The organism is Puia sp., from assembly GCF_035546395.1.
Taxonomy (GTDB): Bacteria; Bacteroidota; Bacteroidia; order Chitinophagales; family Chitinophagaceae; genus Puia.
Window position 1 is genome coordinate 22,175 of record NZ_DASZXR010000017.1, and the last position, 15,691, is coordinate 37,865.

Annotated in this window: 17 protein-coding genes; 6 read left to right on the forward strand and 11 right to left on the reverse strand. The window is 55.8% G+C overall.

Annotated elements, in window-relative coordinates:
* Positions 1 to 47: 47 nt before the first annotated feature.
* Positions 48 to 626 carry a peptide deformylase gene (gene def, locus VHE34_RS25180; RefSeq protein WP_325593129.1) on the forward strand — a complete coding sequence of 193 codons (579 nt, stop codon included), beginning with the start codon at positions 48 to 50 and terminating at the stop codon, positions 624 to 626.
* On the opposite strand, the gene VHE34_RS25185 is transcribed toward def, so the two are convergent.
* The 3 genes from VHE34_RS25185 to VHE34_RS25195 are packed head-to-tail and all read right to left on the reverse strand — an operon-like array spanning position 623 to position 3,106.
* Positions 623 to 1,705 (reverse strand): glycosyl hydrolase, encoded by a 1,083-nt coding sequence (locus VHE34_RS25185; protein ID WP_325593130.1) that lies wholly within the window; start codon positions 1,703 to 1,705, stop codon positions 623 to 625. The genes def and VHE34_RS25185 overlap by 4 nt on opposite strands.
* A 50-nt stretch (positions 1,706 to 1,755) precedes the next feature.
* Positions 1,756 to 1,980, reverse strand: coding sequence for a MoaD/ThiS family protein (locus VHE34_RS25190; protein ID WP_325593131.1), 225 nt, complete (start codon positions 1,978 to 1,980; stop codon positions 1,756 to 1,758).
* A 52-nt stretch (positions 1,981 to 2,032) separates the two neighbouring features.
* Positions 2,033 to 3,106 (reverse strand): RluA family pseudouridine synthase, encoded by a 1,074-nt coding sequence (locus VHE34_RS25195; protein ID WP_325593133.1) that lies wholly within the window; start codon positions 3,104 to 3,106, stop codon positions 2,033 to 2,035.
* Between the two features lie 56 nt (positions 3,107 to 3,162).
* Here VHE34_RS25195 and lipB point away from each other — a divergent pair, with 56 nt between their 5' ends.
* Positions 3,163 to 3,858 carry a lipoyl(octanoyl) transferase LipB gene (gene lipB / locus VHE34_RS25200; protein WP_325593135.1) on the forward strand — a complete coding sequence of 232 codons (696 nt, stop codon included), beginning with the start codon at positions 3,163 to 3,165 and terminating at the stop codon, positions 3,856 to 3,858.
* A gap of 13 nt (positions 3,859 to 3,871) precedes the next feature.
* Here lipB and VHE34_RS25205 read toward each other — a convergent pair whose 3' ends face one another.
* Both VHE34_RS25205 and VHE34_RS25210 read right to left on the reverse strand, forming a co-directional pair.
* The gene (locus VHE34_RS25205) at positions 3,872 to 4,807 is read right to left on the reverse strand and encodes a hypothetical protein (RefSeq protein WP_325593137.1); all 936 of its coding nucleotides are present in this window, start codon (positions 4,805 to 4,807) and stop codon (positions 3,872 to 3,874) included.
* A gap of 28 nt (positions 4,808 to 4,835) precedes the next feature.
* Positions 4,836 to 5,702 (reverse strand): 1-aminocyclopropane-1-carboxylate deaminase, encoded by an 867-nt coding sequence (locus VHE34_RS25210; RefSeq protein WP_325593139.1) that lies wholly within the window; start codon positions 5,700 to 5,702, stop codon positions 4,836 to 4,838.
* 41 nt (positions 5,703 to 5,743) lie between these two features.
* Between VHE34_RS25210 and VHE34_RS25215 the strand changes: the two genes are divergently transcribed.
* Positions 5,744 to 6,643, forward strand: coding sequence for a sugar phosphate nucleotidyltransferase (locus VHE34_RS25215; RefSeq protein ID WP_325593141.1), 900 nt, complete (start codon positions 5,744 to 5,746; stop codon positions 6,641 to 6,643).
* A gap of 35 nt (positions 6,644 to 6,678) precedes the next feature.
* Here the strand turns inward: VHE34_RS25215 and VHE34_RS25220 are convergent, their stop codons facing one another.
* Both VHE34_RS25220 and VHE34_RS25225 read right to left on the reverse strand, forming a co-directional pair.
* On the reverse strand, positions 6,679 to 7,782 hold the full coding sequence (locus VHE34_RS25220; protein ID WP_325593143.1) for a serine protease: 1,104 nt from the start codon (positions 7,780 to 7,782) through the stop codon (positions 6,679 to 6,681).
* A gap of 15 nt (positions 7,783 to 7,797) precedes the next feature.
* A complete protein-coding gene (locus VHE34_RS25225) occupies positions 7,798 to 8,364 on the reverse strand; it encodes a sigma-70 family RNA polymerase sigma factor (RefSeq protein ID WP_325593145.1) in 567 nt (188 codons plus the stop codon).
* A 208-nt stretch (positions 8,365 to 8,572) separates the two neighbouring features.
* On the opposite strand from VHE34_RS25225, the gene VHE34_RS25230 reads away from it, so the two are divergent.
* Positions 8,573 to 8,776, forward strand: a complete 204-nt coding sequence (locus tag VHE34_RS25230; protein ID WP_325593147.1) for a hypothetical protein — start codon at positions 8,573 to 8,575, stop codon at positions 8,774 to 8,776.
* Positions 8,777 to 8,864: 88 nt separating this feature from the next.
* Here VHE34_RS25230 and VHE34_RS25235 read toward each other — a convergent pair whose 3' ends face one another.
* The 3 genes from VHE34_RS25235 to VHE34_RS25245 are packed head-to-tail and all read right to left on the reverse strand — an operon-like array spanning position 8,865 to position 11,267.
* Complete coding sequence (locus VHE34_RS25235) at positions 8,865 to 10,118, reverse strand: MFS transporter (protein ID WP_325593149.1); 1,254 nt, start codon at positions 10,116 to 10,118, stop codon at positions 8,865 to 8,867.
* A gap of 10 nt (positions 10,119 to 10,128) precedes the next feature.
* Positions 10,129 to 10,791, reverse strand: coding sequence for a FadR/GntR family transcriptional regulator (locus VHE34_RS25240; protein WP_325593151.1), 663 nt, complete (start codon positions 10,789 to 10,791; stop codon positions 10,129 to 10,131).
* Between the two features lie 35 nt (positions 10,792 to 10,826).
* Positions 10,827 to 11,267: a hypothetical protein gene (locus tag VHE34_RS25245; RefSeq protein WP_325593152.1), complete on the reverse strand. Its 441-nt coding sequence runs from the start codon at positions 11,265 to 11,267 to the stop codon at positions 10,827 to 10,829.
* A 79-nt stretch (positions 11,268 to 11,346) separates the two neighbouring features.
* Between VHE34_RS25245 and VHE34_RS25250 the strand changes: the two genes are divergently transcribed.
* Both VHE34_RS25250 and VHE34_RS25255 read left to right on the forward strand, forming a co-directional pair.
* Positions 11,347 to 12,336, forward strand: a complete 990-nt coding sequence (locus VHE34_RS25250; protein ID WP_325593154.1) for a type I glyceraldehyde-3-phosphate dehydrogenase — start codon at positions 11,347 to 11,349, stop codon at positions 12,334 to 12,336.
* Complete coding sequence (locus tag VHE34_RS25255) at positions 12,333 to 13,517, forward strand: DUF5009 domain-containing protein (protein WP_325593156.1); 1,185 nt, start codon at positions 12,333 to 12,335, stop codon at positions 13,515 to 13,517. The genes VHE34_RS25250 and VHE34_RS25255 overlap by 4 nt, the downstream gene beginning before the upstream one ends.
* A gap of 15 nt (positions 13,518 to 13,532) precedes the next feature.
* Here the strand turns inward: VHE34_RS25255 and VHE34_RS25260 are convergent, their stop codons facing one another.
* Complete coding sequence (locus VHE34_RS25260; protein WP_325593158.1) at positions 13,533 to 15,686, reverse strand: glycoside hydrolase family 3 N-terminal domain-containing protein; 2,154 nt, start codon at positions 15,684 to 15,686, stop codon at positions 13,533 to 13,535.
* Positions 15,687 to 15,691: the final 5 nt, after the last annotated feature.

Consider the following 15,691-nt stretch of genomic DNA (forward strand, 5'->3'; position numbering starts at 1 on the left):
GCTATGATCTTTTTGGACGATAATTTTTATATTAAACGTTTATTGATATGATCTTACCAATTGTGGCATACGGAACGCCTATACTTCGGGTGGTCAGCAAAGACATTACGCCTGACTATCCCGAGTTGCCCAAGTTGATCGAGGATATGTGGGAGACGATGTACTCGAGCAATGGGGTTGGGCTGGCCGCGCCGCAGATCAACCGGGACATCCGGCTTTTCGTCGTGGATTCGCAGCAAATATTCAACAACCTGGAAGAGGAAGAGAAGGACAAGTATCCCGATGGCCCGGGGATAAAGCAGGTGTTCATCAATGCGCATATCAAGGAGTTGAACGGCGAGGAGTGGGCGTACAATGAGGGTTGCCTGAGCATACCGAAGATCAGGGAAGATATTTTTCGCAGCGAGGAGGTGACAATGGAGTACGTGGATGAGAATTTCGAGTCGCGTGTATCCACCTTCAACGGGATCTCTGCGCGGATCATACTGCATGAGTACGATCATATCGAGGGAAAGCTCTTCATCGACTATCTGAAGCCGCTGAAGCGAAAGCTTTTGAAGGGCAAGCTGGATGATATTACCAAGGGTAAGATCAATGTGGATTACAAGATGAGTTTTCCGCGTTAGCCGGTGAACTGGACCGAATAGATCATCGGCAAATAATTGTTCAGGGTCTGCCAGCTATCGCCACGATCGGGCGAGAAGAAGAGATTTCCGGTCGTGGTGCCGAAGGCAAGCGCGTCCCCCGAGGTAGCCAGCGCGTGACGATAAACGATGTCGAAGCAATTCTCCTGTGGCAGTCCCTTTCTGCATTCCTTCCAATGCTTTCCCCCGTCGTCCGTGCGGCAGATACAGAGTGCGCCTTTGATCGCCGTGCGGACCATATCGCTATCTGCGGGGGCTACCCAGGCCTGATGCGGATCGTCATCTGCGACGGCGATGGCGAAGCCAAAACGCGCGGGTCCCTCTGGTTGGCTTATTTCTTCCCAGGTTTGGGCTCCGTTGGTGGAGCGGAAGATGCCGACGTGGTTCTGTTGCCAGAGGATATCGGGATCGGTCGGCGCCGCCACGAGGATGTGGGGATCGTGGCCCACCTCGGCTTCGGGGTCGGGCAGCCATTCGGCTCTCATGCCTTTATTCCTGACGGCCCAGCTGCTTCCGCCGTCGATAGTTTCGAATACTCCTGCACAGCTGATCCCGATGTAAATATGGTCTTCATTGCGGGGGTCTACCAGGATGGAATGAATGCCTGGTTGGTCCCGTCCGCCGCCGAACCAACCTGTCTTCCGGGTTGGATGCTGCCAAAGGGATTCGACCAACCGGAAGTTATTTCCTCCGTCTTCGCTCATGAACAGGCCTCCGGGATCCGTGCCCAGCCAGATCTTCGATCCGGATCGCGTGCCACCATGGGCCATCGACCAGATATAACGGGTGGTGGCCGGTGTCCCATCCTTTACCTCTTCTCCTTCGGGGTATGCGGGAGCCGGTATTTCTTCCCAATTGGCGCCACGGTCGGCCGACCGGTGTAGCTTGACACCCCAGTGGCCATGATCGAGACAGGCCCACCAGGTGCCGTTCCTGGGGTCGGAATAGGCGACGGAGACGGGTTGTCCTTCGAAGGAGAGGTTTTCGACCTCCCAGCAGCGGCCGTTGGAATGGTAGGCGATGAGACCCTTGCGGGTCCCGAGAAGGAGGGTGGGTTGCATATCGTTAGGTTTTGTAGCCTATGTTTGACATCGGGACGAGCCGCCGATCGTTATCCGCCGGACAGGGCCTGCATGATGTAGATCTCGCACTGGTCGGGGAATGGATCGCTAAGGGTAGTCCGGTCTTTTATCATTACGCCGTCGATGAAAATATTCACGTGTTTGCGCAGGCTGCCCTGTTCGTCGAGGATATAGCTTCGGACGCCGGGATAGCGAGTCTCCATTTCGCCAAGGATATCGGTGAGGGTGGCGCCGCCGGCGGAGGTGTCCTGCAAGCCTGGAAAGAACCTTTTTAACGCGTATGTGAATTTTATCGTGGGCATTTGACTAGCGGCGGATCAGGTTGTTACTGGTATAGGCCCGCCACCTGGCGATCACTTCTCTCATATCTTCGGGAAGCTCGCTTTCGAAAAGCATATCCTTTCCCGTTGCCGGGTGTACGAAGCCGATGGTCTTGGCATGCAGGGCATGCCGCGGGCAGATGGCGAAACAGTTATCGACGAATTGCCGGTATTTGCTGAAGACGGTGCCTTTTACGATCTTATCGCCGCCGTAAGTCTCGTCGTTGAAGAGCGGATGGCCGATGTGCTGCATATGCACGCGGATCTGGTGGGTGCGGCCCGTTTCCAGCACACATTGTACGAGGGTGACGTAGCCAAAACGTTCCAATACTTTATAGTGGGTGATCGCTTCCTTGCCATGATCGCCTTCGGGATAGGCGTCGAAGAGTTTGCGAAAGCGGAGGTGGCGGCCGACGTGTGCGACGATGGTGCCGTTGTCTTCCACGAGGTCGCCCCACACCAGGGCCATATACTGGCGTCTGACGGTGTGGTCAAAGAATTGTTTTGCGAGGCTGCGGACGGCTTTTTCCGTTTTTGCCAGCACCATGAGTCCGCTGGTGTTCTTATCGATGCGATGCACCAGGCCGAAGCGGGGCAGGGATTGTTCGGTGATGGTGCTGTTCTTTTGCAGGAGGTACCATGCGACCCCATTGATCAGGGTACCGGTATAGTTGCCGCTGGCCGGATGGACGACGAGGCCAGGGGGTTTATTGATGATCATCACTTCCTCGTCCTCGTAATGGATATTGAGGGGCATCTTTTCGGGAATGATCTCTTCGCCATGGGCCTCTTTGTCCGAATAGCAAACGATCTCGTCGAGGGGCCGGATCTTGTAGTTGGCGGCTACCGGTTTGTTATTGACCAGCACCATGCCGGCGGTGAGGGCTTTTTGGATCTTGTTGCGGGAGGCGTTCTCGATCCGCTGGACCAGGAATTTGTCGATGCGCATTGGTTCCTGCCCCTTATCTATTTTGAGATTCAGGCGTTCATACAGCTCCTCCGAGCTGTCGGCGGACGGGACCTCGTCCAACTGGCTATCGTCTTCAGGACCGGGATGCATAGAGGACATTTGGGCAAAGGTACGATGTTCGGGTGGTTTGCGTAACTTTGCGGCGCATGGAAACAGTCATCTTCGAAGACCTGGGCCGGATGGACTACCAGCGGGCCTGGGACTACCAGGAGCAGTTGTTGAAAGAGAACGTCCGGCTAAAGACGGAGGCGCGCGCCGACAATGGCTTGGCGCCGACGACGCACCGGCTTTTGTTTGTCGAACATCCCCCGGTATATACGCTTGGCAAGAGCGGGCATATGGAAAATGTGCTGCTGGATGACGCTGCGATGGAGGAGAAGGGCGCCCACTTTTTTCGCACCAATCGGGGTGGGGACATCACCTTTCACGGTCCGGGGCAGCTCGTCGGCTACCCGATCCTGGATCTCGAGCGGTTTCGCACCGACCTGGGGTGGTATCTGCGGAGCCTGGAAGAGGTGGGAATCCGGGTCTTGGCCGACTATGGCATTGTGGGAGATCGTTCGCCCGGGGAAACGGGTATCTGGATCGATCCGGGGGTGAAGGGCCGGGAGCGCAAGATCTGTGCGCTGGGCGTCCGGTGCAGCCGGTGGATCACGATGCATGGCTTTGCGCTGAATGTCAATACCGATCTGTCGTGGTTCGGCAATATCATTCCCTGCGGCATTGCGGATAAGCAGGTGACCTCATTGGAGAAGGAGCTTGGCAGGCCCGTCGATGTAGAAGTAGTAAAAGAACGATGGAAGTGCCGGTTCGAGGATGTGTTCGACGCGAGGCTCGGCTGACGCTGTCGCGATGTTAGAATTCTTTTGGGATAAAGAATTTGTTCTTTTCTTTCAGCTGGTCGCCGTCATACAATTCGAAGCGAAACCAGCCCGAGTGACGGAAGTTCGTTTTGTCGACCGTAAGGCTGGGATCCCTGATCTCCGAGAGTTCGAACAGCAGCTTATCGTCCTGATCGAAGAATTTCACGGCATAGTGTCTTTTTGGCGCCTCGGGAAGGTTGACCTGGATATTGCCGTATTTACCCGTATAAATATATTGTGACGCCCGGTAGACCTCTTTGGCGACAAAAGGTTTTATCATCAGCGTATCGCCGTCGATAAAGACGAGCGTATCTTTTGTCTTTCGCAGGAGGGAATCGCGGAAGCTTTGGATCCTTGTGCCGGATATCTGTCCAAGGAGCGTATCGCCTTTCCGGACATAGACTGTGTTCGATAGGGTCAGCCCGGGGAGGCTGTGAATTGCTGTTGGGGTTCTGATCTTCGATCGTTCGAAGGCGGAGGCGGGTGGCACTATGAGGAGGCGGTTGTTGGCCCGGAGGACCGGCTCTTCGGCTTCTTCCTCTTTTTGTGCGACTTGAGTGACCTGTTTGACGGCGGGTGTCCCTTCGGATTGTGAATGGGGACGGTGCGAAGCAGTGAAGATGTATTTTCCGTTGTCCAGGACGATGAAGAGCCGGTAATAGAAATTCGGATGGACGGCGTTGTTGTCCATTGCGCCGTTCTCGGGGAGGCGGGGATCGGGTACTGTGAGCAGGGTGGTAAAATTCCTGAGGCTGTCAGCCGAGCGTTGGATGCTGATCTGAGTTACTACAGGGTACTTGTTATGCCAGCTGATGAGGATCCTGCCCGGACCCCGGGCCGCGGCCGAGAACCGGGGCAACGTGTCCTGGGCCCGGAGGATGGTGGTCAGAAGAAGGAAGAGGATGACAGGGCCTGCGGAGCGATGCATAGGTGGGATGAAAATACAAAATCCGGGCCTAAAATTGCAATTTTCCAATGGCCAATGAGCGATTGCCTTGCAGTCCGCCGCTGTGGATGATCAATAGACGGGATTGGGCGGGGAAGAATTCCCGGCGGATGCTTTGAGTGAGGGCATAGAAAAGTTTCCCGGTGTACACGATGTCGGTGGGGATGGAGGTCTCACGATAGAACCGGTTCATGAAATCGAGGAGTGTTTGCGGATGCCGGGCATAGCCTCCGAAATGATATTGAGGAAGCAGGATCGTGTTGGGGCCTTGCAGGGGCGAGATATCGAAGCCTTTCAGGACCGGCACCCCGACGATGACCTGATGCGGGGCGGCGGCGCGGAGCAGCCCCTGAAAGGTGGTGCCTGTGCCGATGGCGCAGGCAATATGCGTATAGGCAGCGGTATCGGAGATGCGGAGGATCGCCTCGCTGCCCGTGATGCCCGGGAGGCCGCCGCCGCCTTCCGGAATGATGTATGCTCCGGGATAGCGGTGCATTAATTCCCCCAGGAAGCCGGGGTCTTCTTTTTGCAGGTAACGTTGCCGGGAAATAAATTCCAACTGCATGCCGTAGGCTGCTGCTTCTTCCAGCGTGGCGGATGGGGCAGCGGGTCTTTCGCCCCTGATGATGCCGATCGCGGCGATGCCGGCTTGTTGGGCTGCGTATGCGGTGGCGACGAGATGATTGGACCAGGGGCCGCCGAAAGTGAGGATCGGTTTGCCCGGTGTGGTGAGGGCGAGATGTTCTTTCAGTTTGAACCATTTGTTACCGGAGACGACGGGATGTAATTTATCCAGGCGCATGACATCCACGGGCAGGGGCCGGATAGCGTCATCGGGCCAATGCAAACGTTCGATCAGGGATGATGGATGATTCACCTTTATGCTTTATTTTCGTGTCCAAATATAAAAATAGTATAATGCAACCTACGCTATTGATCTTAGCCGCCGGCATGGCCTCCCGTTATGGGAGTATGAAACAGATACAGGGTTTTGGTCCCAACGGAGAAACGATCATGGACTATTCCATTTATGATGCGATCCGCGCCGGGTTCACAAAAGTAGTATTCATTATCCGGAAAGATTTTGCAGAAGACTTCAAGAATATCTTTGAGCCGAAGCTGAAGGGAAAGATCGCGATCGACTATGTTTACCAGGACCTGCGCAGTTTCACGGGGGATTATCCTGTTCCGGCGGACCGGACCAAACCCTGGGGAACGGCCCATGCCGTCCTTTGTGCGAGGGATGCGATCAGGGAGCCTTTTGCGGTGATCAATGCGGATGATTTTTATGGCCGGGATGCCTTTGAGAAGGCCTATGGCTTCCTTACGAAACAGGTGAATGCCAGCACTTATTGCATCATCGGGTATGAGCTGGCCAAGACCTTGTCCGACAATGGGACGGTGAGCCGGGGGGTCTGCGAGGTGGATGCCTCGGATAACCTGATCTCGATTGCCGAGCGCACGAAGATATATGAGGAGAATGGAAAGATCACTTATGAGGAGAACGACAAGAAGTTCGAAGTTCCTTTCGATTCCAAGGTATCGATGAATTTCTGGGGTTTCGATCCGTCGGTGTTTGGGTATACGGAGAAGATGTTCCACGCCTTTTTGCGGGAGCAGGGGACGAATCCGAAGGCGGAGTTCTTTATCCCGATCATCGGGGATAAGTTCATCAAGAATGGGGATGGGAAGATCAAGGTGATACCGACAGGGGCGAAATGGTTTGGGGTGACGTATAAGGAGGATGCGCCGGAGGTGCAGGCGAGCTTGAATGCGTTGATCGATAAGGGGGAATATCCGAAGAGTCTTTGGCGCTAGCTGATAAAAAAGGCCCGCGTCGCGGGCCTTTTTTATCAGTTGGACTTCACTATGAAGATATAGTCGCGGAGTCGTTTGATCTGGGTTTTGCGATCCATTCCTTTGATGACGGAATTGGTGGGTATTCTGAGGGTGCTCAGGGTGGTGTCCGTCTTTTGGAGCGTGCTGTCGGTCCGCATGGAATCGAGGGCACTGTAGATGTTCTTGGAGCGGACGGCAAAGACCATGCCTTCGGCGTTTGCCTGGCTGGAGGTAACGATGCCGATCACTTCGCCGTCGTTGTTGAGAACGGGAGTACCGCTGTTGCCGGGGTTGGCGGCGATGGTCAGCTGGAAGGCGGTGGTATCACCCTGGAAGCCAGTCTCCGCGCTGAGGTATCCTTTTCCATATACGATGGTGGGGCGGGGATAGCCGAGGGTGAAGAGATCGTCGCCGAGATCGGCGCCCGTCTTGCTGATGCCATAGGGCAGGCCGTTAAAGGGATGATAGGCCGTGTCCTCGATCTTGAGCAGGGCGAGGTCGGCCTGCCGGTCGAGCTGGATGATGCGGGCCTGGTATTCGCCGAGGGTATTTTGCACGGCTACGACCGTGGCATTCTTTACGATATGGGCATTCGTGAGCAGATAGCCTTTGCCATCGACCAGGAAGCCCGTGCCGCCACGGTTAAATATGGTGTTGTTTTGGGCTTCCACGGAATTGAGCTTGTTGATGACATTGTTAACGATATGCTGCTGGTTGGTCAACTGGCGGCTCAGGAGATCGATCTTGGCCTGGCTGACCTTTGGTGTCACCAGCGAGAAAAGCCCGCTGATAAAGAGCGCTGTGATGCCGGCGATGGACGCGGCGACGAAGACGGTGCGTTTGTATTTATTCCACAGGGTGATCACTTTGGCGGTTGGGGTGGGTTGTTCGATCTCACCGCTACGGGTCAACTGTTCGTATACGTCCGAGAGCTGGTTCTTCAACCGGCGGTTTTCGCCGTATTCATCGAGTTGGTTGAGAAAGGCCGCATGTTCGACCACGCGTTGGTCGACTTCCGGATTTGTTTCCCGGATATGTTCGAAGAACAGCTTTTCCTCGGGGAGCATTTCCCCCCGGAGATAGCGTTCGATGGCGTCTAATAGGGTGGTGTCTTGCATCTTACTCACTTTATTTTATTCTTTCGAGTCTTTTTTACTGTTAAAGATCTTTTTCAATCGCATCAGGCATTTGTACTTCTGGTTCTTGGCGTTGTCGGCATTTGTGTAGCCGAAATCCGCGGCTATGTCCACCATGCTTTTCTTTTGCAGGTAGTAGGCCTCGAGCAAGCTTTTGCAGGGTTCGCCGAGGTTCTTCAGGGATTTTTCCATCACCAGGAAGTCCTTGTTGCGCTGTTCGTGCCGCTCAACGTCTTCCTCTACGGGTACGGTCTCTTCGAGATTGTCCACTTCGGGTGAGAATCTCTGCTGCTGGTTGAGGCGTTTGAGCCAGAGCCGGCGGCATACGGAATAGAGGTAGGTCTTCAGTTGACTGTTCAATTCGAAAGAGCCGGACCTGGCTTTTTCGAACAAGACGATCATGGCTTCCTGGAAGATGTCGCGGGCATCGTCGGGGAAGCCGTTGTTATTGAGGATCAAAGACTGCACCATATTAAAGTGCTGTTTATAGATTGCTTCGATGGCCTTGCGGTCGTTGTGTGCCAGTCCTTCGATTAATTTCTGTTCGTTGGTCTCGGTCCTCACGCTTGTGCTATGTTTAATACCCAAATTAACCATTCGTAACCCAAAGGAAGGGCAAAAAATTCAAAAAAAGCATTTTTGTCCCTCAAAAACCATCTACTATGTATTGTGAAAATAAATATGTAAAAAACGTTGATTATTGAGGGTTACTTTTTATTACTACGGGTATTAACCCCGAAACCATTCAATTAACGCAAAATCAAAAAATCAAATGAAAAAGTTCTTTTTTGTAGCCGCTATCGCCGCTTTCGCCGCTTGTAACAACTCCGGTTCTGAATCCAAACCCGTTGATTCCACTGCAGTTAAGGCTGACAGCACCAAGATGTCTGCTGATTCTTCCAAGATGGCAACTGACAGCACGAAGATGTCTGCTGACAGCACCAAGATGGCTGCCGATACGACCAAGAAGAAGTAAATCTTTATATGGCAAGCAATCGTTAGAGGCCGCCCTGGTTACAGGGTGGCCTTGACGTTTTTGAGCTTTTTGGGGCTTGATGCGCGCATCAGGCTTTTTTGCTTTTTGGCGTGGTATCGGGCAGGAACCCGGTGAGCAGTCCGAGCAGGGGCAGGAAGGAGCAGAGGTGGAAGACGTGCTGGATGCCGGTGCGGTCGGCGAGGCGGCCGAGGACGGCGGCGCCGATGCCGCCCATGCCGAAGGCGAGGCCGAAGAACAGGCCGGCGATGAGGCCGACCTTACCGGGAACCAGTTCCTGGGCATATACGAGGATGGCGGAGAAGGCCGAAGCCAGGATAAGACCTATGAAGACGGAAAGTACGGCGGTGAAGAACAGGCTGGCATAGGGGAGCAGGAGGGTGAAGGGAGCGACCCCGAGGATCGAGAACCAGATGACGTATTTGCGGCCGAAGCGATCCCCGATGGGACCACCGATCATTGTACCGGCTGCCACGGCGAAGAGGAAGATGAAAAGCAGGATCTGGGCGTGCTGATCGGAGACGTGGAACTTGTCGATGAGGAAGAACATGTAGTAGCTGCTCATGCTGGCCATGTAGAAATATTTGGAGAAGATGAGCACGAGCAGAATGGAAAGGGACGTGGCGACCCGTCCTTTGGACAGGCCGGGGTCGGATTCGTAGATGATCGAAACGGCTTTTTTACGTCGCATCGTCAGGTTGCGGCGGTACCAGCGGCCGGTGTTCAGCAGCACGCCGATGGCGATGAGTGCGAAGACTCCGAACCAGATGATATTCGACTGGCCATAGGGAGAGACGATCCGGGCTGCCAGCAGGGGGCCGAGGGAGGCGCCGGCGTTGCCGCCCAGTTGGAAGATGGATTGGGCCAGGCCGCGTTTTCCGCCGGAGGCCAGGTAGGCCAGGCGGGAGGCTTCGGGGTGGAAGATGGAGCTTCCCACGCCGACGAGGGACACGGCTACGAGCACGAGGGGGAAGCTGCCGGCCCGTGAGAGCAGAAGCAGGCCTGCGAGTGTGAAGCACATGCCGGCGGCGAGCGAATAGGGTTGCGGCCGTTTGTCCGTATAGAGTCCGACGAAGGGTTGCAGGAGAGAGGCGGTGAGCTGGAAGCAGAAGGTGATCAGGCCGAGCTGGCTGAAGTTCAGGCTAAGTGATCGTTTGAGCAGTGGATAGGTGGAGGGGATCAGCGACTGCATGGTATCGTTCAGCAGATGTGAGAAGCTGATGGCGAGGAGGATCGAAAATACGGTCTTTTGCACGACGGCGCCGGCTTGTTCATTGGTGTTGATGGTGGCCGATGGCGGCGATGAGGTCAATGTGTTGGACATGGTTTGTACATTAATGCGTGGCGATCTTTTCCGCGTATTGCCAGGCTTTTTTCGGGTCCTGGTCAATAATGGCTTGCAGCAGCTGTTCGTGGAGTTGCTGGGATTCGATAAATTTTTGGGTCGTCAGGTGGGTCTGATGAAAATGGCGGGTCATCTGTTCGGCTACGGTGCGGTAAAGGTCGGCAAGGATATCGTTTCGGGAAGCTACGGCGATGGCGATGTGGAACTGGATATCGCTGCGGATGGCGCCTTCGATATCGCGGGTCATTGCCGCCGTGTTCCGCTCGTCCAGCAGGGCTTTCATTTTCGTGATGTCCTTTCGGGTGCGGAGAAGGGCGGCTTTCTCGGCGATCTTTATCTCGAGGAGTTGTCTTACCTCGTCGAGATCGGCTGCAGAGGCGCGGCGGAGCCGTTGCGGAAGCGGTTCGGCGATGCCCCGTTGTGCTTCCACCATCGTTCCCGATCCCTGGCGTACGGTGAGCAGGCCGGTGTTGGCCAGGATGCGTACGGCTTCGCGAATCGTGCTGCGGCCTACGCCGAATTCGGCCATCAGCTCCGGTTCGGAGGGCAGCTTGTCGCCGGGCTTATACACGCCAAGGGAAAGCTGCTGTTGAAGCCGGCCGACGACGGCGTCGGCGAGGGAGTGCCGCGGAAGGGGAGAATTCTTTTTCATCCTATCATCTGATGACTTTGCAAAGGTAGGGACTTTTACCGATAGTCATTATACAATGTCCGGAATATTTCGGAGACATAGGATTGGCCGGCGGAGAGTTGTTGGAAGGCATTGCCGATCTCGTCGGCGGATTCGTATTTATGCACGTATGCATCGATGCCGGTCTCCTTCATCTTTTCGATGATGATCGGTTCGTACACGTTGGAATAAATCATAATGTGGCTGGATGGGAATCTCTGCTTCAGCTCTGCGGCGGGAAGCAGGAGGCTTCCGGGTCGGGTCTCGTCGCCGGAACCCAATACGATGAGGTACCAGGGTACTTTTTCGAAGGCGGGCGCCGAAAGAGCGGTGAAGACGCTGTCGGTGTGCCCGGCCCGGATGTCGGGATGGATGTAGCGGAACACTTGCTGGAGTCCGATGGAGAGAAGGGGGATCTCGTCGATCACGAGGATATGGGCCGGAGTTGGGATGGACATATACAAATTTCGGATAAAAAGCCCGAAGCAATGGTATGTGTTTACCTGTATATTTGTTCCTCAATAGTATCATGAAGCCATGCGTATAGCTATCAATGGAATGGGACGGATCGGCAGATTGCTTGCCAGGAAGCTGTTGTTATCGGAGGGTATCGAGCTTGTCGCCGTCAATGACATTATGGAGCCGGAAAATCTTGCGTATCTGTTGCGATATGACTCGATTTACGGAACTTTACCGGAGCGGGTATCCTATGCCGATGGTCGGCTGTCCTTTGGGAGCAGGAGCATCGCGGCATTTCGGGTGGACGATCCGCTGAAGCTGCCCTGGGCGGAATTGGGTGTGGATGTTGTGCTGGAGTGTTCGGGCCGGTTCACAAAAAGCGAGGCGGCTGCGATGCATCTGACCGCTGGAGCGAAGCGGGTGCTTTTATCGACGACGGGGTCGCCGGATATACCGCTGTTGATCTATGGATTCAACCAGCATGCGTTGACGAAGGAAAGCAAGATCATTTCGCCGGGCGGTTGCATGACGAATTGTTCGACGCATATCCTATATTTATTGAACTCGATCGGGATCGAATCGGCGCAGGTGAACATCCTGCATTCCTATACTTCGAGACAGGAGTTGGTGGATGCTCCGCACAAGCAGTTCCGCCGGGGCCGGGCGGCGGCCGAGTCCATCATCCCGGTGGAGATCGACCTGGCCCAGTCGCTGGAACGGCTGATGCCGGGGCTGAAGGACAGGATCGGCACGGTGTCGACGCGGGTGCCTGTGGCCAACGGCGCCATGGCCGATTTCACGGTACAGCTGAGCAGGGCTGCGAAGGCGCGCGAGGTCAACGCATTGTTCGCCCATGCGGCGCGGCACGAATATGACGGGGTGCTGGATTATACCGAGGAGGCTATCGTGTCGCTGGATATCAAAGGGGACACGCATTCCTGTGTGGTGGACGGCACCCTTACGTCCATCGTTGGGAGGCAGCTGAAGCTGATCGCCTGGTTTGACAACGAGTACGGTTATACGAGCCGCATAATCGACTGGCTATACTACTGGAAAAAACTGCTATGACAAAAATAACCCGCCGCCTTGCTTCCATCGACGCCTTCCGGGCGATAACGATGCTGCTGATGATCTTTGTGAACGACCTGGAGTTAGACTTCCATGTACCGGTATGGCTCGAGCACGCCAAGGAGGGGGAGGACCGGCTGGGTCTTGCAGACACCGTTTTTCCTGCTTTTCTTTTTATCGTTGGGTTGTCGATCCCGCTTGCGATAAAGGCCGGTCATGAGCGGGGGGCGACGCGGATGGAGACTTTCTGGCATATCCTGCGCCGGAGCTTTGCCTTGCTGGTGATGGGTTTTTTCCTGGTCAACTATGAAGAGTTTACGAAGGGGCCCGCGCTGGTGTCGAGGTTCGGCTTCCTGCTTATCATCACCGTGGCTTTCTTCTTTGTCTGGCTGGTTTATCCCCGGGAATGGTCCGCGCCGAAGAAATGGTTCTTCCGGGGGATCGGGATCGCGGCGCTGATCTTCATGGCGGTGATCTATAAGGGTGGGACTCCCGATGAGCCCATGGGGTTGCGCATGTATTGGTGGGGCATCCTTGGATTGATCGGCTGGTGCTATCTTACCTGCGGCCTGCTTTATTTCCTTATCGGGGACCGGATCCCATTGTTATCGATCGTCTTTATGTATTTCCTGGCCTATTCGATCCTCGTTCATACGGTTGGCGGGGCAATGCTTCATTATATGTCGCTTGGCGGCAGCGGAGGGCTTTCCGCCTTCACCATGGCGGGTGTGGTGACGACCGTCTATTACCAGCGGATGACGCAAAAAGGGATGGCCTCCGAGGGGTTGACGATGCTGGCCGCGGTGGCGCCGGCGCTGATCGTGGCCGGATTTATCGTAAGGCCGATCGGCGGGATCGCGAAGCTGGGGGTTACCCCGTCCTGGATACTCATCTGTACGGGGATCAGTATCGGCTGCGTGGCGATACTGGGGTATATCGTCGATCAAAAGGACCGGCAAAACTGGTACCGGTTGATCCGGCCCGCGGGTACGATCACGCTCACCTGTTATCTTCTTCCGGACATCCACTATGCGATCATCAAGCTGCTGGGTGAGAAAGCGCAGCTGCCCGAGGCGATCCGCAGTGGTTGGATCGGGGTGGGCAAATCATTTGTCTTTGCCTTCCTGATCGTGTTGCTGACCGGGGTGCTGGAGAAGAAGAAGATAAAATTGTCTGTTTGATCTGCGATTTCCGTTCTAACGAACGCTGAATGTCGCCGTGAGCTTTTCGTCTCTCGAGTGACTTCCCAGGATGAGTTTGTAATCTCCTTTGTACAGCTTCCATTTACCGGCGGCGAGGTCCCATTTCTGCAATTCGCTCATGGGGATGGCGAGGGAGAGCGTTTGTGCTTGGCCGGCCGGTACGGATATCCTGTGGAAGGCTTTTAATTCTCTAACCGGCATCCGGTCCCCATTGGGGTATTGGATGTACGCCTGCACGACCTCATCGCCATCGAAATTGCCCGTATTGCTCACTGTCAGTGAAAAGGAAAGGGTGTCTTTGGCTGTGATGTTTTGCCGAGGCGGTTTCTGCCAGGCGTAGGAAAAGCTCGTATAGCTGAGTCCGAAGCCGAAGGGGTATTGGACGGGACCGCCGTAATAGCGATAGGTGCGGCCTTTGAGGCTATAATCCTGATAGTCCGGCAGATCGCCAAGGGACCGGTAGAAGGTGACCGGCAGGTGGCCTGAGGGGGAGATCTTGCCGAAGATGATATCGGCCAGGGCGTTGCCGCCCTGTTCGCCGGGGTACCAGGCCAGCAGGATCGCGTCGGCATAGGGCAGGATCGGGGTGAGATCGACTGCGCTGCCGGCCGTGACGACCACGACCAGCGGTTTGTCATGGATCGCTTTCCGCAACGCTTTTATATAGGCGATATGGGCGGAGGGCAGGCTGAGGTCTGTGCGATCGCCGCCATGGGGCGCCAGGAAGGCATCGCCTTCTTCCCCTTCCATGACGGGCGTGAGGCCGATAACGGCGATGGTCGCCTGGCAATTCGAGGCTGCCCAGGTTCCGCCGAAATGGATACTGTCTTTATAGTCGCAACCCTGATCATATTCGACATGGACGGCGGGGCCTGCTGCGGTGGTCAGGCCTTCGAGGAAGGTGACCATCGGGGAGGAGACTCCGTGGTAGTTGCCGGCGAGGGCGTCAAAGGAAAAAGCGTTGGGGCCGACGATGATCAACGAGGCGAGGGAGTCCTTGCGAAAGGGGAGGACGCCGCGGTCGTTCTTGAGCAGGACCATGCCTTCGGCGGCGAGGCGTCGGGCCAGGGCGATATGTCCGGCGGTATGGACGCTATCTGCGCCATAGTTGCTGAAGGGAACTGCGGCCTTTTCGTCGAAGAAGCCCAGCTTCAGCTGGGTACGGATCAACGGGGCAAGAGCCGAGTCCACCTGCTGTTTGGTGAGGAGGCCGGCATCCACCGCTTTTATGACGTCTTGTTGGAGCACATTGGAGCAATCCAGGTTCACACCGGCCTTTATTGCCGCGGCGGCCGTTTCCATAGGACCAGGGAGTACTTTGTGTCGCGTGAAGATATCGTCGAGGGCTCCGCAGTCCGTGACCACGTGGCCTTTGAAATGCCATTCTTCGTGCAGGATGCGGTGGAGGAGCGTCGGGCCTGTGCAGCAGGGCTCGCCATTGACGCGGTTATAGGCGCACATGATGGATTCGACGCCGGAATCCACGAGTCGTTTGAAGGAGTAGAGATAGGTTTCCCGGAGATCTTTTTCGTCTACGATCGCATCGAAGGTGTGGCGATTGGCTTCGGGGCCGCTGTGAACGGCGAAATGTTTTGCGCATGCCGAGGCCTTTAGATAGCGGGCGTCATCGCCCTGGATACCTTTTATAAAAGCGGTGCCCATGGTGGCGGTCAGGTAGGGGTCTTCGCCATAGGTCTCCTGGCCGCGGCCCCAGCGCGGGTCGCGGAAGATGTTGATGTTGGGCGACCAGAAGGTGAGGCCCATATATTGTTCCCGTCTGCCGGCGGCGGTGGAGAGATTGTATTTTGCGCGGGCTTCGGTGGAGATGGATCCGGCGGCTTCCCGCAGGAGGCGATCGTCGAAGGTTGCCGCCATGCCGATGGCCTGGGGGAAGACCGTGGCTTCGCCCGCACGGGCGACTCCATGAAGCGCTTCGTTCCACCAATTGTAAGCGGGGATCGACAGGCGGTCTACGGCCTTGCTGCGATAGCCCAGCAGGGAAACCTTTTCTTCGAGGGTGAGGCGGGAGAGGAGGTCATTCACGCGTTCGGCCTGCGGGAGGGACGCGTTGCGGAAAGGGAGTGTTTGGGCGATGGCGCCGGAGGAAAGCAACAGCGATACGAGGAGGATGCGGGTGCTGACGGGCATGGTTT